Below are 12,307 nucleotides of genomic sequence, written 5' to 3'. Positions count from 1 at the left end.
ATCCCAAGACTGCGATCAAAATCAACTCGGTTTTTAGAGTTCGTACCTCAGATATTGATATGTGACGTTCGGTAGATTGTACGATCACCAAATCCCAAGACTGCGATCAAAATCAACTCGGTTTTTAGAGTTCGTACCTCAGATATTGATATGTGACGTTCGGTAGATCGCAAAGCATTAGGACGATTTTGTTCAGAGCAGCACGATTTGACAGAGCAATGCCGAGCAGAGGTACAGCCGATAATCTGCTAACAACTCACGCTCACTTGATTGTTTACTCCCTGCTATCGGCTGTACCTGTCTGTACGTAACGACAGATGCGGGTTCGATCCGCAGTAGCAAGTCAGCGGATTTGGTCTGGGTGGAATGTGGCAGCGGGTCGAGCAGATTAGCGCTCAGTTGGAGATTCAGAGCGAGCTCTTATCGGGAACAAAGGTTATTATTGGTCATATCTGTTGGGAACATCCGTTCGTAAAAACCTACCAAAATCGGGACAAAGCTATGAATAGCTTCCTGGCTTAACGAACGCGATCTAAATATAAAATTAGAGCGACGGAGTGAAAGGTGCAACTATTATGTCTTATAGCGAATTTTCCCTAGATGATATTAAGCATAAACTCGGCTTAACAATTAAAGAAGTATCTGAAGTCTTTACGGCTGTAGAACCGATCGCACCCAGTCAGCTTTTAAAGGAAACCTTAGCCGAAAATATTCCCTTAGCCTTGGGAATTGACACGGAAAAAGCGCGATCGGAGATGATAGTCGCTCCGGTATTGATTGAACTCCGCAGGCGGTGCGATCGTCAAATCAGCCTCTTTTCCGGTACGGAATTTAATATTGATCGAGTCAAAGGACTGAATAACATTTGTGACTTTATGATTAGTCATTCACCAGAACAATTATCTTTAAATGCTCCCGTGTTTACACTTGTCGAAGCCAAGAATGACAATATCAAATCGGGAATTGCCCCGTGCATTGCAGAAATGTTGGCAGCCCAGATTTTTAATATTCAAAAAGATAACAGCATTTCCTGTGTTTATGGTGCAGTGACAACAGGCAGTATCTGGAGGTTCATGAAACTAGAAGATAGGACGGTTTATATTGAAACAACAGAGCATTTTATTGAAAACATTCAACTAATTCTAGGTATTTTAATGCAAATTGTTCAGTTGACTCGCCCAACCCTTCCGTGCCTTTGAAGTTCCCTAGTACATTGTACGATCGCACCGTCCCAAGACTGCGATCGAAGTTAACTCGGCGGTTAGATCCCATACCTCAGATATCGATATATGACGTTCCGTGTTTCAGTCTAGCGATCGAACTTAAATTCTTTTCAACAATCTTCCCCGTACTAAACTTGACGATAATCTACTCGTCAGACTAAATATTAACTTGCTGGATCAACGTAAGGCAGAACGGTGGTTAGCGGCGATGCCCTCTCATATATCGATATCTGATGCCGAATCTCGATATATCATACTTAAATCATCTACTTAATTCAAAACCATGCAAATTCGACTAGCAGTCATCAGCAATGCTGGCGGCACTGGCAAAACCACACTTTCAGTTCACCTCGCCTACGAACTGGGGTTAAGGGGTTTGAAAGTAGCCATTATGGATCTCGACCCTCAAGGCTCCCTGACCCTTTTTTGCGGCCTAAATCCGCCTGAGCCAGAACACACACTGTCCGCCATAATGCGAGAAAGCTTCAATGGTTCTTGGCCTCTTACTCCTAGCTGGAGTTCCCACACCAATAATGTAACCGTTTGTCAAGGCGGAATGACGCTGACGCAAACAGCAGACGAGTTAGTTCTGCACAAGCGTGGCGCTTATCTTCTAGGCGATTGCCTGAGCGACTATCCAATGGATCACGACCTAATTATCTTCGACTGCCCCGCTACCCTCGGCCCCTTGCCCTTGATGGCACTAACTGCTTGCACTCATATAATAGTGCCCGTACAGCTCGAACCAAAATCAATTCAAGGAGCAGCTCACCTGCTGGAGTGGTACTACCACCATTGCAAACAATTACGCCTCAAGCCGCAACCAGAAATCTTAGGGTTTGTACCCAACCAATACGATACGAAACGAGCCGTCCACCGACAACTTTTAGAGTCCTTGCCAGCCCAGCTAGAGCAGATGAATATCCGCGTTTTTCCACCTATTCGGGACAGTGCAGAATTTGTCAATGCCAGCGGTCAAGGGTTGCCATTACACCTTTATCGCCCGCTTCACCCAGCTTTAGGCGACTTCAAAGAGATTGTTAAACAGTTAGCTACTTTAATGGGAAATGGAGTCGAGCCGGCTGTTGCCAAAAAAGGGAAAAAAAAGAAATAGTGTTTGATTCGCGATCGCAACTTGCTTTCGCACAAAAACGAGTTCTTCGTTTCTCTTACTGCGGCCTATCCCACCAATCTGCTTATTTCGCAACTTGGTTTCGCATAAAAACAAGTTCTTCGTTTCTCTTGCTGCGGCCTATCCCAGCAGTCTGCTTATTTCGCAACTTGGTTTCGCACAAAAACGAGTTCTTCGTTTCCCTGAATGCTATTTCCACACTTCATTCTCAAATCGCTATGGCCACCCGTAAAGCTCCCGACTTGGGAAATTATTTTTCATCCGCCAAGCAGTCAATGCACCTCTCTGAAGCTGAATCCGAGATTCAGGAACTCAAAGCAGAAATTGAAGAACTGCGAAAATCGGATTCAACGGAATTGGAATCTCAATTGACTGCACTGCGAGAACAACTAGAATCCGCCAGCGGTATCCTCTCCATTTCACTAGACCAAATTCAGCCTAATCCTGAACAACCCAGACAGACATTTTTGCCGGAAAGTATCGAGTCCATGTCCCGTTCCCTCGCTAGTGACGGACAACTGCAACCCATTATCTTGATTCAACGGGGGGATTTGGTGATATTCGATGGAGAGCGGCGCTGGCGCAGCGCTAAAAATCTGGGCTGGGAAACTTTACAAGCTGTGATCGTTCCAGAACCCGCGGCTTTGCACCGCAAAGCACTGCTGACTTCCCTGCACCGGGAAGATCTCAATCCCCTCGATAAAGCAGAAGCTATTGTGCGGGAGTTGTCTGAAAATACGGGTTTGGAAGCTGCAACTATCCCCCGCATTCTCTCGACAGTGGTGCGACGCTTGAACGCGCAAAAACGGATGAACTTGGTTTCCGAGTTGGTGACGGTGGCACCTGACGAGCAGCAACAGGGTTTGGCCGCTTTGGGTTTGGATGAACAAGAGTTGGCCGTTTTGCGGACACTGTTGGATTTGCAGCTCAATCCCGCTTCTATCGATGCCAACATTTTCCCGATGCTGTCTTTGGCTGATGACCTTAAGACTGCTATCAGGCAATTAGGACTTAAAGGGGTTCATGCAATGGCTCTTTCTAAACTCTCTGCTAAAAATTTAGTCTTGCCAGAGGAAGAAGCGCTGCCGATTAGAGTTAAAACAACTAATCAAGTTATTGCCGAGAAATTGTCGGTGACTCAAACTCGTAAATTGGTGCAAGAAATTATCAATTCTAATCTGGATGATTTCCCAGGGGCAGCCCGCCAATTCAAGCAGGTTAAGTTGGCAGCCGGGAATTTGAAAAAGCTGTCACCGCAAGTGTTGGAGCAAGCTGAGGTTGAACAACTGGTGGAGTTGCAGGAGGTTTTGCGCCAAAAGCTGGCGGAAATTGAGGCGGTTTTGAAACAAAATGGTGGGGAATAATACCAATTTCATAAATTTCTGCTACAGAGGCAGTTCTAACTCCTCCCCTCGAACGGGGGAGTTGAGGGGGTAGATATTTAGCGATATTTTATGAATTTGGTATAACAACAAAGTTTCGATGGGGCTGTCTGCTGAAATCGATCGACTGTTTCTACCCATCGTTTTTATCGATCGCCTTCGATCTGATTAGCTGCCAGACAATCTATAATAAACGAATTGCATTGTGGAGGTAGTTATCCATGAGGCAATGCAAGCTTGTGAGTCAGTTTTTGAATTTTTTGATAAGTTGTTCTGTCTGACGGTAATTTCGATCGCAAAACAGCTTTTTGTTGGTTGTAGCAAGCACCGATCGCCTTGAGGAGTTTACCATTAATAGTCGGCGGGTTAAATCTTGCTTGATTCGATATATGTGGCAACCTGAAAACACATTGTCCTTATGAGAGACCGCGATCGCATCCAACAATACGCTCTCAAACTAGGTAGAGAAGGTAAACTCCTATCTTCAATATTAGTGAATATTGCTACCCGATTGCATCATGTTTTGAAAACAATTATATCTCAAAACAGTGGAATAAAACACTTACCGTATCGCGATTTAAAAATCACCCCACAATTATTAGGAACTATTGAAAAAACATTCGAGAAATACTTTATATCTGATTTTCTGGAAAAGAATGCAGAGTGGATACTGAATCAATTAGATATCTGCGAGCGAGGAGAAAACCTATCGGATATTCTGCCTGGAACGATCGCTTTTCACCCTGACGCATCCTTACCCAAATCCGAATCCCGGACAGAATCTCAGATAATTAGTGCGTGTGGATATCATGCTGCCGATGAATTACTACAACAAATAAATATACAAAATCTATCAGCAGCTCAGTTGGCAAAAATCTTAGAACTTGCACCCCTTCCAATTCCAGTAACCGAACCCCCATTATTCAAGAATAAATCTGTAGAAGCTGTTCCAACAGCAGCTCTGATGGCTTCCAGTCTCCGCGCGCAGATCCGACCTGATTTGTGGTATGAAGCTGCCAGCAGTATTGCTGTTTTTCAACATGAAGCAAAGGGTAACTCAAACAATTATATCGAGCATTACATTTCCAGCCCAGGTGACATTACCCTGCTGCCTTGGAACGAAGCCCAGCAAATCATTGATAAGTTTGGGTTTACCAGCGCAAAATTGCACATTATTTTTGCAGCTCACACCATGAAACAAGAGACTCCTTGGCACAGCAGCTTTACACTAAAAGCCAGCGATATTGTTAAGGAAATGGGATGGGATAAAAATCACAAAAAAACTCAAATAGAAAAACTGCTAGAGATTGCTAATACAGCATTTGCCCTTGATTGTTTGTTGGTCAAAGCTGTTTGGATTGAGGGAATGAACAAGAAAGGGCAAATTATAGCTAGTGCTCCTGTAGGGAGAATGTGGAATGTCTACATCAAACCCCAAGGTCAGTTAAATTTTGAAGGTAAGATAGACAACCCCCATGAAATCTACATCACAGTCCAACCCGGATTGTGGACTCAGGATTTTTTGAACCGAGCTGGAGCCAAGTCGAGAGAAGCGTTATATCAGTTTGGCTATCTTTCCCAGCAAGTGCTGAGAATCGATCCGTACCATAACGAATTTGCCTTAAGACTAGCAATTCATGTCACCATAGAAAGCCGATTTCACGCCAGTGGTGAATACCGAGTTTTAACGCTACTAAAAGCGATTTTACCATCTCCACAAATTGACTCAGCTCGCAGCGATAATCGCAAAGCCTACAAATTAAAGCATAGCTGGGATAGTGCCTTAAAACTATTAATGAATCTGGAGTGGCAAATAGAATTTGACCCGGAAACTTATCCAGATAAACTTCAGCCTGAGAACAAAGAAAGAAACCCAAAAGGCTACCTGGAATGCTGGCTGGCGGCCAAAATTACCATCCTTCAGCCAGAACCCATCCCACTTTTAATCTCAAAGAAGACCCAACCCAAACAATTAAAGCGCGCTTCGGCAAAACCACTCTCGATAGCAGGTGCTTCCGTGCGAAAAGCCCCTGAAGGTAAGGGGTGGACTCAGAGAAAATTAGCTGGTTGGTTGGGGGTTTCACAGTCGCTGATTGCTCAGATAGAGCGTGGTCAGCGGACTGTCAGCCCGGAAATAGAGACTAAATTGCTCGCTCTATTGGATATCGCTGAGTGAAGTCGATCGCATTTGAGATTGGAGATTTTAGATCGATGGGGGTTTGAAACTTGTCGGCTGTTGAATTCAGTTTTGGGGCGCGGTACTCGTACCAAACTGACTCGTCGCCTCACTGGTCGCTGCTTCGGAAAACTTATACCATTTCTCCAAAATAATGCAACAGTAGTTTGTACCGCTCGAATCTAATTGTATTGGGTACTCGACCCGCATTGTAGCAGCATTTTAGAGAAATTGTATTACCCAAAGCTGCTCATAGATTGGGTTAGTGTTTTTTATCCTACGATCGTGACCTCAAGCAGATAAAAAACTTTGACCTTACGCTGTGTCGATTTTAGGCACGTTAGAGAATTTTGATGTTACCCAGCAAAAGCCTTACTAATCAACAGCAAGCAAAAATTTTTTACGCCCGATCAATAAAAGATTGGTTATTCAAGTTGTTATTCAATTTGAGCGATCGCAGCGACAGAGCCTGGGGCTGGCTGCGTATCTGGCGGGTGTCATGACTTTCTTAACGTAACCTCAGTCCAGACTTTACCGGGCTGTATCTTTACTGATTTGAGCTGGTTGTCCAGTTTTGTCCTGTATCTCGCGGATAGCTATGCAGGCAAACGCATTCAAATACTCCTATTTTCAGAATTAGCGAGATCCAGCGATCCTAAAGGGCTAGTTGCCGTAATCAAGCCGACAGCAGCCGTGTAATCACAAAAAAAAATTTAAAAATCAAGCTCAAACCCTTACATTGTCGGGGTTTGAGCTTGATTACAAAAACATCCACATCCCAGGACAATCTAATCCACATCCCAGGATAATCTCATCCACATCCCGGGATTATGATTTTTTGAAACTCTTGCTATATATAAGTTTCAGCTTTTGATTACAACTCTTATAAGTCTGATAAGACTGATCCGCCACCACATCCCGCGACGATCGACCTGGCAGGATGGAAAAAATAATCGCGCACTCGACGATCGATCGCCAATGCAGCGCGATGGAGCGCATCCCGCCTTCCTGCTGCAAGCGGGAGCGGATACCCCGCGACCAAATTGATAACAACCCCTCTCGCACGCTTCTAGCGACCACTACAGTCGCTAAAAGTAACACGCTCATTTTTACCCCGGAATAAAAAATGGTTGCAGATACAACTACCTGGCACAAACCGCCATTCGCCCGACACGCCGCAATTTATGAAGCCCTAGCCGACATACTAGAAGGAGCTACCCCCAGCGCCGTCAAACTCGCCCTCTACCTGTACAGAACCTGCATCGGCGGCAAACCAGAGGAAATCGACATCAACTGCATCCCCTTGGGCGAAAAACGAGCCACAAGAGTCCGCAACGGCAAACCCTACAGCCCCAACACCAGGCGGACAGCCCTGAAGCAGCTCGAAAAACTTGGTTTGGTCAAAATCCTTAAAAACTACGGGCGTGGCATTTTCCGCATAGCAGTGCAGCACCTGGGCGACGTTCGCCCCTTCACTCATACCCATTCAAAATTCCAAAAACTGAGCAAGCAGTCAAAAAATCGACTGAACCAGCCAAAAATTGAGCAAACAGGGGGTTCAAACCCTGATGGTGCCGTACTCTTTACAGAGGATAAAAAAGAACAGCAAAGCACTGAAAATGTTGCTGCTGTTTTTTTAAATTTTTCTAAAGAGGAAGAAAATTTAACCTCACCAGATAAAAAACGACAGCTTGTAACTGGGCTCAAATCTAAAAGCACTGAATTAAATAAAAATTCAGAACAAGAACTAAAAACCCCTAGTGAAAATAAATGTTCCGCCCCAACCGCTGAATGTCTGAGAATTAATTCAGATAACAGTCAGGCAGTCGATGTGGCAATGCCTTGCACTTCAGAACAAATAGGTTTGACCTCTAAACCCCCGCAAAAACTGCTGACAGAACTCAACAGCCTCGACAATCCAACAATCTCTACCGCCAAATCACCAATACCTACCAATAAAGCTGTTCCGTTAATTCCTGAAATATCTTCGCCCGTTACTCCCCAAGTTCCTGAAATTGTCGAAGCGGTTGCAATTGCCAAACCCGATGCGACTGAAACTGTCAAAGCCGTTCCAATTACTAATCCTGATGCGACTGAGATTCTCAAAGCTGTTCCAATTGCCAATTCCGAGACAACTGAGATTGTCAAAGCCGTTCCAATTACTAATCCTGATGCGACTGAGATTATCGAAGCTGTTCCAATTGCCAATTCCGAGACAACTGAGATTGTCAAAGCCGTTCCAATTACTAATCCTAATGGAACTGAGATTATCGAAGCGGTTGTAATTGCCAACCCCGATGCGAATGAAATTGTCGAAGCGGTTCCAATTGCTAATTCCGATGCAACTGAAATTGTCGAAGCGGTTGCAATTGCCAATTCCGAGACAACTGAAATTATCGAAGCGGTTGCAATTGCCAATCCCGATGCAACTGAAATTGTCGAAGCCGTTACGCGAGCCACAGGAGGCATGAATCCCGAATTAAAAATTTGTGTCCTCCAGCACAGCTTAAACGAAATCCAAGCCGCCATAAACTTGCTGCAAGTCCGAAGCCAAACAAAGCAAATATCCAACCCTTCAGGGTGGGTCGTTGATTGTTTGCGCGGTCGCTGGTGGAAAAAAACTAACGGTTTTCAAAACTCGAACCCAACAAATGTTGTTTCGTCTCCAGCTTCAACAGGCTCTTCTCCAACTCCAAAAGATTCTCCTTCTGCACAGACTACAAGAATAACTGAGGATTATGTTGACCCTCATTATATGCCATTAGAAACTCATCGAACGTTATGCGAACAGTTACAGCAACTAGGCAAAGAAGCTTTTGCAGCGCTAGGTATTCAGCAGCAAATTTACTTGCAGTGGATGCATCGATTTCCTCAGCAACTCAAACAAATTTTGAACAAATTGTCTACTATTTAGCTATGAGGCCTAACTGTGAAAACACTGATTATTCAATTCCTGTAAACAGCTTCTAATCCTGTAGGCAACTAACAACACAGTTCAAGTAACAACAATATCAAAGGAGAATACCCGACATGGCAGTCAGTTTTGTTGACAAAATTATTCCGAGCAATATTGATGCAGAGGAAGCAATTTTAGGTGGAATTCTTATCGATCCAATCGCCATTAAAAGAATCGAAAATATTCTGCGTCCCGAAGCGTTGGCAATTACAGTCCACCAACATATTTATCGGGCCGCTTTAGCGCTGCATTCTCTAGAACAGCCCACAGATTTGATGAACATCACCACCTTCCTCGACAACCACAACCTGCTGGAAGTAGTAGGAGGTCAAATCAAACTGGTAATGCTGGTAGACCGAACTGTTTCAGCCGTCAATATCGACCAGTATGCCTTGCTAGTCATGGACAAGTTTGTCCGGCGCGAACTCATCAAAGTTGGCAATGACATCGTGCAGCTTGGCTACGAGACTTCCACCGAATTGGATGCGATACTAAATGAAGCCGAGCAAAAGATTTTTGTCCTCAATAAGTACAAAGAAGAGCGACAAAAAGCTATTCGGCCTCTTTCGGAATACTGCCACGAGCTTTGGCGATATCTAGATGAAATTGAGGAAGAGCGCTTGGAGACTGCTAACTACTTTCCTGGAATCAGCACAGGGTTTTACGACCTCGACGACCTATTGGGAGGCGGATTTTACCGAGGTGAATTGATTGTTATAGGAGGTCGTCCCGGCAGCGGCAAAACAGCTTTGGCTTGTGCCCTTGGCTACAACATTGCTTGCCTTCCCACGAACGGTCGAGTTTTGATGTTTTCGATGGAAATGCCAGGTCGGGACTTGGCAGCGCGGTTAATGGCACTTGAGAGTGGGGTGTCGGTGAAAGATATCAGGAAAGTTAACCTAGCTGGTAAGTACGAAGTCCTAGCTTCGGCTTTGGGGAAAGTTAGCGATGCTGATTTTTGGATAGACGAAAGTTTGGAACCGTCTCCCTTGGAGATTCGTTCCAGAGTTAGGGAGTTTGTTTGTGAGCGCGGCCCCTTGGGTTTGGTAATTGTTGATTACTTGCAATTGATGGTGAATTCGGCGGATGAAAATGTTGTCAATAAAATTAGCGAAATTATGCGGCAGATGAAGATTTTGGCTCGCGAGGTTGACGCGCCGGTTGTGCTGCTTTCTCAGCTCAATCGGGGGGTAGAGACTCGCACGAACAAGCGTCCAAGTTTATCGGATTTGCGTGGCTCTGGTGGAATTGAACAGGATGCGGATGTTGTGCTTGGAGTTTACAGGGACGATTATTACAATCCTGATTCTCCTGATGGGGGAACGGCTGAAATTATTGGATTGAAAGGACGGAATAGCGGAACGGGAACGGTTAAGTTGCTGTTTGATGCTGAATGCTGTCGGTTTCGGAATATCTATAAACTGCCATAATATTAAAGGACAGGAAAATATTGAACTCTGTCGCCTTACTTCAAGAGCCCGATCGCCTTGACAAGCTGTTCCGGCTGTACCTCCAAATAGCGCTGGAGACTCGAAAAATTTTTGTGTCCCGAAATCTCCATAATCACCCGCAGCGGCACCCCCGCATTGCTCAAATTAGTCAGCGCCGTCCGCCGCATCGAATGTGTTGAAGCCCCCTTAATTCTTACCCGCTTGCAAGCTTCTTTAAAAATCACATCCGATGCGGCGCGAGTCAAAGGCTTCGTATTGTCTCGCCCCGGAAACAAAAAACCCACATCTGGATTGTAAGCCTTTAAATACTTAGCCAGCATAGGATGGAGCGGCAGCGTTCGCGTTGCTGATTTCCCCTTTGTCGTCGCTTTCCGCAACGTGACTGACCCCCCAACAATGTCGTGAGTTGTTAAAGCTAACGCCTCTGAAATGCGGCAGGCGCAGTAAAAAGTTACAGCAAACAAAAGCCTGTCCCTTGCTGTAATAAAACCCCGGTCAAACAGTCGGTCAATTTCTGCGGGCGTCAAAATCTTAGCGCGCCCATTCCCAAGAACCTTCACGGCGCAGCCTCTTAGGGTAAATTCCTTCATTATTGGACGAAAGGGAGGTTACGTCAAGTAGGCTAACTGGCTTCTATTCTTTGATGCCCAACCAAATCCGGCTCAATCGCTTTCTGGACAATCGGAGGCGCTTGTTGCAACTCACTTCCGCTTATTGCTATTCAACTGACTCGAATTCTCGGAAAAGTTGATAATCGGCAAGGTAGCGATCGCGTCTATGAGGTCTCTGAAAGTAACAGGTTTTTGGGCGTTCATAACACCGCGCTACCAATAAAATTATTATTCACTAATCTAATTATACTATTGTTTGATTCTACCTGCAACCTTTTTTGCGGCCAGTTAGAGCCTGAAGAACAAGTCATCAATATTCTCCAATAATCCTTCTACTTCCCGATGTGGTTCGATTTGGAGACGTTTGTCGATCCTCGCACCTCGCTGACGAAAGCAACTACACCTTTACTATACAAGTCGGCTGCAACGGGACTTGACATCAACGCGATTGGGCGGTATCTCAAAAAACTGATAGCCTAGCCAGAGTTGGGCTTTGAGAATAGTTCGTCAAATATAGATTCCAATTGATTGATTTAAGGAAATATCGCGCTGCAATTTCTTTATCAAGAAATTGGCCTAAAAACCTATCAAAACAGATTTGTTGCAGTCGATGCACAGTTGAGAACTCATGTCAATCTCAAAAGGAAAGCGAGATTTGATTTCGTGCCTGCCACTAAAACATTTGAATGATATGCCGCCTGCAATTGAATTTCCTGTAAACTTTGCCAAAATTCATCTCCCGCGCTTTAAGTGCGGCGAGATGGTGCGCTGGACGGGTGTTAGCGAAGAAGCTGACAGAGGAATGGTTATCGGCAAATTTTACAATTACGAACAGTGTCAATGCTGTTGGATGTGGTGCTACATAATTTGCCTTACTCCTGATTTCAAAAGTGCAACGTGGTGTCATTTTGATACTGCCTGGGAGGAAGATTTGGAGAAGTTTGAGGATGATAAAAAAGCAGCAGACTTTGACAGATAGAGAACGCAATTTGATTGCAGTTTACAGTCAATGCCAATTCGGAATGACACCGAGGCAGTTTTATGCAAAGTGGGGAGTGAGTTATGAGGAAATTGCTTTTATTTGTTCTCGTTCTGATTCTACAGTGCGGGGTTGGTTTAGAAAGGGGAAAAATCGCAGATTTCCTACTGCTGTCGATTTGCGTCATTTGGCTTTAATGGATTTTCTGCTGGAACACTTTGAGGAAATTCCAGAGGCATTGGTGGCTTTCCTGTGTCCGCCTTGCGAAGATAATAGCCTGGATTAATAGTAGCGCGTATAACGGAAAGACTGTTTAGGGCAACGACTGTATACGTTATCGCAATCATATACTGCTGACTTGTTTTAACAGTTTTGGTGGCTGCTATACATCAAGCTT

Annotated in this window: 11 protein-coding genes; 8 read left to right on the top strand and 3 right to left on the bottom strand. The window is 44.7% G+C overall.

The window, feature by feature from the left end:
• Positions 1-575 precede the first annotated feature (575 nt).
• The 3 genes from QUA01_RS24800 (at position 576) to QUA01_RS24790 (ending at position 3,719) form a co-directional block, all read left to right on the top strand.
• Positions 576-1,199, top strand: coding sequence for a hypothetical protein (locus QUA01_RS24800; RefSeq protein ID WP_333093171.1), 624 nt, complete (start codon positions 576-578; stop codon positions 1,197-1,199).
• A 307-nt stretch (positions 1,200-1,506) separates the two neighbouring features.
• Positions 1,507-2,337, top strand: a complete 831-nt coding sequence (locus tag QUA01_RS24795) for a ParA family protein (RefSeq protein ID WP_333093170.1) — start codon at positions 1,507-1,509, stop codon at positions 2,335-2,337.
• A 236-nt stretch (positions 2,338-2,573) separates the two neighbouring features.
• Positions 2,574-3,719, top strand: a complete 1,146-nt coding sequence (locus QUA01_RS24790; RefSeq protein WP_333093169.1) for a ParB/RepB/Spo0J family partition protein — start codon at positions 2,574-2,576, stop codon at positions 3,717-3,719.
• Between the two features lie 233 nt (positions 3,720-3,952).
• Here QUA01_RS24790 and QUA01_RS24785 read toward each other — a convergent pair whose 3' ends face one another.
• Entirely contained in the window at positions 3,953-4,135 is a 183-nt protein-coding gene (locus QUA01_RS24785; RefSeq protein ID WP_333033763.1) for a hypothetical protein, read from the bottom strand.
• 20 nt (positions 4,136-4,155) lie between these two features.
• Between QUA01_RS24785 and QUA01_RS24780 the strand changes: the two genes are divergently transcribed.
• Positions 4,156-5,913: a helix-turn-helix domain-containing protein gene (locus QUA01_RS24780; RefSeq protein WP_333093168.1), complete on the top strand. Its 1,758-nt coding sequence runs from the start codon at positions 4,156-4,158 to the stop codon at positions 5,911-5,913.
• Between the two features lie 828 nt (positions 5,914-6,741).
• Here the strand turns inward: QUA01_RS24780 and QUA01_RS24775 are convergent.
• Entirely contained in the window at positions 6,742-7,020 is a 279-nt protein-coding gene (locus QUA01_RS24775; protein ID WP_333093167.1) for a hypothetical protein, read from the bottom strand.
• A gap of 19 nt (positions 7,021-7,039) precedes the next feature.
• Here QUA01_RS24775 and QUA01_RS24770 point away from each other — a divergent pair, with 19 nt between their 5' ends.
• Entirely contained in the window at positions 7,040-8,827 is a 1,788-nt protein-coding gene (locus QUA01_RS24770) for a hypothetical protein (RefSeq protein WP_333093166.1), read from the top strand.
• Positions 8,828-8,943: 116 nt separating this feature from the next.
• Positions 8,944-10,299, top strand: a complete 1,356-nt coding sequence (dnaB, locus tag QUA01_RS24765) for a replicative DNA helicase (protein WP_333093165.1) — start codon at positions 8,944-8,946, stop codon at positions 10,297-10,299.
• Positions 10,300-10,334: 35 nt separating this feature from the next.
• Here the strand turns inward: dnaB and QUA01_RS24760 are convergent, their stop codons facing one another.
• Positions 10,335-10,910, bottom strand: a complete 576-nt coding sequence (locus QUA01_RS24760) for a tyrosine-type recombinase/integrase (protein ID WP_333093164.1) — start codon at positions 10,908-10,910, stop codon at positions 10,335-10,337.
• A 649-nt stretch (positions 10,911-11,559) separates the two neighbouring features.
• On the opposite strand from QUA01_RS24760, the gene QUA01_RS24755 reads away from it, so the two are divergent.
• Together QUA01_RS24755 and QUA01_RS24750 are read left to right on the top strand one after the other, a co-directional pair.
• On the top strand, positions 11,560-11,910 hold the full coding sequence (locus QUA01_RS24755; RefSeq protein WP_333093163.1) for a hypothetical protein: 351 nt from the start codon (positions 11,560-11,562) through the stop codon (positions 11,908-11,910).
• Positions 11,879-12,196, top strand: a complete 318-nt coding sequence (locus QUA01_RS24750) for a helix-turn-helix domain-containing protein (RefSeq protein ID WP_333093162.1) — start codon at positions 11,879-11,881, stop codon at positions 12,194-12,196. The genes QUA01_RS24755 and QUA01_RS24750 overlap by 32 nt, the downstream gene beginning before the upstream one ends.
• The last annotated feature ends 111 nt before the right edge of the window (positions 12,197-12,307 follow it).

The organism is Microcoleus sp. S36a_B3, from assembly GCF_036700745.1.
Lineage (GTDB): Bacteria > Cyanobacteriota > Cyanobacteriia > Cyanobacteriales > Microcoleaceae > Microcoleus.
Note: the sequence above shows the minus strand (reverse complement) of the source record. Positions and strands in the feature narration are given on the sequence as shown.

Excerpts from the sequence above, each read along its gene's own strand:
- QUA01_RS24800 (WP_333093171.1), top strand. The coding sequence starts at position 576 with ATGTCTTATAGCGAATTTTCCCTAGATGATATTAAGCATAAACTCGGC.
- QUA01_RS24775 (WP_333093167.1), bottom strand. The coding sequence starts at position 7,020 with ATGAGCGTGTTACTTTTAGCGACTGTAGTGGTCGCTAGAAGCGTGCGA.
- QUA01_RS24795 (WP_333093170.1), top strand. The coding sequence starts at position 1,507 with ATGCAAATTCGACTAGCAGTCATCAGCAATGCTGGCGGCACTGGCAAA.
- QUA01_RS24760 (WP_333093164.1), bottom strand. The coding sequence starts at position 10,910 with ATGAAGGAATTTACCCTAAGAGGCTGCGCCGTGAAGGTTCTTGGGAAT.
- dnaB (WP_333093165.1), top strand. The coding sequence starts at position 8,944 with ATGGCAGTCAGTTTTGTTGACAAAATTATTCCGAGCAATATTGATGCA.
- QUA01_RS24790 (WP_333093169.1), top strand. The coding sequence starts at position 2,574 with ATGGCCACCCGTAAAGCTCCCGACTTGGGAAATTATTTTTCATCCGCC.
- QUA01_RS24755 (WP_333093163.1), top strand. The coding sequence starts at position 11,560 with ATGTCAATCTCAAAAGGAAAGCGAGATTTGATTTCGTGCCTGCCACTA.
- QUA01_RS24780 (WP_333093168.1), top strand. The coding sequence starts at position 4,156 with ATGAGAGACCGCGATCGCATCCAACAATACGCTCTCAAACTAGGTAGA.
- QUA01_RS24750 (WP_333093162.1), top strand. The coding sequence starts at position 11,879 with ATGATAAAAAAGCAGCAGACTTTGACAGATAGAGAACGCAATTTGATT.
- QUA01_RS24770 (WP_333093166.1), top strand. The coding sequence starts at position 7,040 with ATGGTTGCAGATACAACTACCTGGCACAAACCGCCATTCGCCCGACAC.